Genomic DNA, 1,812 nt, shown 5'->3' with positions numbered 1-1,812 from the left:
CTAATAATCAATTTTTTTGCTGCGCATACTTTTGGTTTTTCCGTGCTGTGTTTTTTTATCCATACGGCGTTGTTGTGATCCCTTGGTTGCTTTGGTTGCACGACGCACTTTTTGCACCGCCACCGCAGACAATATTAACTCTTTTAAACGCTGCAAAGCATCATCCCGGTTTTTCTCCTGGGTGCGATAATTCTGCGCTTTAATAATAATGACCCCGTCGCTGGTAACACGGCTGTCGGATAATGCTAATAACCTTTCTTTATAAAAAGGCGGTAATCTGGATTTTTTAATATCAAAGCGTAAATGAATGGCACTGGACACTTTATTCACATTCTGTCCGCCGGCCCCCTGAGCGCGGATCGCGCTCATCTCTATTTCCCAGTCTGCAATCTGGATGGCATTTGAAATTTTTAACATTGCTTTCCCCTTATTTTTAATTATCGGATAACACCTGCCTATTTTTCATTTTTTATCCAGATAATGCTGTTTATATATCTCCGGCGGCATCAGGGATATTTGATGATCGATCATCGCTTTAAAGCTGCTTAACAAGGGGCTAAACTTTTCCGGGTTATTTTCTAACTGGGCAAGTAAATAATAGCCAGCTTCAACCGTTGATAAACCATCATCACGTGGTGATTTGCGAATACGGTACTGGCTTTTTTGCTCAGCATGAATTGATATTTTCGGCAACTTCTGTAAAAAAGGATTACTCATTAGTAACTTATAAGCTTTTTTCCAACTGCCATCGAGTAAAATAAAAACACTCTCGGAATTTACTTCTTTATGCTCAGCAAGCAACTCTGCGGGTGTTGCCGGGGGATCCGGAAAAACTAAAAAACTATTCTGCAAGTCAAACAAGCTTTCATCAAACACCTCTCCGACAGTGATTTTTGAACGTTTTAATGACAATGCTAAGATTCTCGCAGTCCCTAGCGCTTTTTTTTCTTCGCTGGGATCTTGCAATACATGCAAAAAGTGCTGATTATCAATAGACTCTATGGTTGCACAGATGCAGGTCGATTGAGCTTTTAAACAACATTTGCAAAGGGCTCTTTTGCTCATTTATAAAAACCTCTTTATAGGAAACAGATGCGCTCTCTTTTTCTCGAAACGGCATTGATCATATTATTTACGCTTGCGGTTTATCTGTTTGAACCAACAGCAAGTGAAATGCTTGCATATTATCATAATGGCATCGCAGAAGGTCAAATTTGGCGGCTTTTCACTGCGACCTTCTGCCATACTAATTTTAATCATCTGCTGATGAATATCGCCGGATTAATTATTACCTTGGGCTTATTTATTGATTTATATAAGACCATGAAAATTTTTCCAATAATTCTTTTCAGCAGTTTATTTATCGGCTTATGCCTGTTTTTCTTCGAACGCCAGGTTATCTGGTATGTCGGTTTATCAGGTGTTTTGCACGCTCTGTTCAGTTATGGGGTTGCACAGGATATTGCCAGAAAAGATCCCTGGGGTTATCTGTTAGGAGCGGGTTTCGCCATTAAAATTATTTATGAACAAATCTTTGGCGCAATGCAAAGTACCATAGAGTTAATTGCCGCCGAGGTATTAATTAATGCACACCTTTATGGCGCACTGGCAGGGTGTTGTTTTTACATTGTAAAATTCATATCACAAAAAAAGTGCTATATTTCGGATAAATAATACCAATTCCGATAATTAGATGATCTATTTAGGCGTAGAAAAAATGGATGAAAGCAAGGCATTGATTGCAGTAACTAGTTGTTCTAATTACAAAATCAATAACACAGCTAGCATTCATTTTAGCAAGTATAAATGAGT

At 38.6% G+C, this 1,812-nt stretch carries 3 protein-coding genes; 1 reads left to right on the top strand and 2 read right to left on the bottom strand.

The genetic code is table 11. The features are described from left to right. Together arfB and ABZA00_RS16950 are read right to left on the bottom strand one after the other, a co-directional pair. On the bottom strand, positions 1 to 417 hold the full coding sequence (gene arfB / locus ABZA00_RS16955) for an alternative ribosome rescue aminoacyl-tRNA hydrolase ArfB (protein ID WP_372883325.1): 417 nt from the start codon (positions 415 to 417) through the stop codon (positions 1 to 3). A gap of 45 nt (positions 418 to 462) precedes the next feature. Next, complete coding sequence (locus tag ABZA00_RS16950) at positions 463 to 1,065, bottom strand: tRNA-uridine aminocarboxypropyltransferase (protein WP_372883324.1); 603 nt, start codon at positions 1,063 to 1,065, stop codon at positions 463 to 465. Positions 1,066 to 1,092: 27 nt separating this feature from the next. Here ABZA00_RS16950 and rrtA point away from each other — a divergent pair, with 27 nt between their 5' ends. Beyond that, a complete protein-coding gene (gene rrtA, locus ABZA00_RS16945) occupies positions 1,093 to 1,674 on the top strand; it encodes a rhombosortase (protein ID WP_372883323.1) in 582 nt (193 codons plus the stop codon). The last annotated feature ends 138 nt before the right edge of the window (positions 1,675 to 1,812 follow it).

It is taken from the genome of Psychromonas sp. (assembly GCF_041586535.1).
Lineage (GTDB): Bacteria > Pseudomonadota > Gammaproteobacteria > Enterobacterales > Psychromonadaceae > Psychromonas.
Note: the sequence above shows the minus strand (reverse complement) of the source record. Positions and strands in the feature narration are given on the sequence as shown.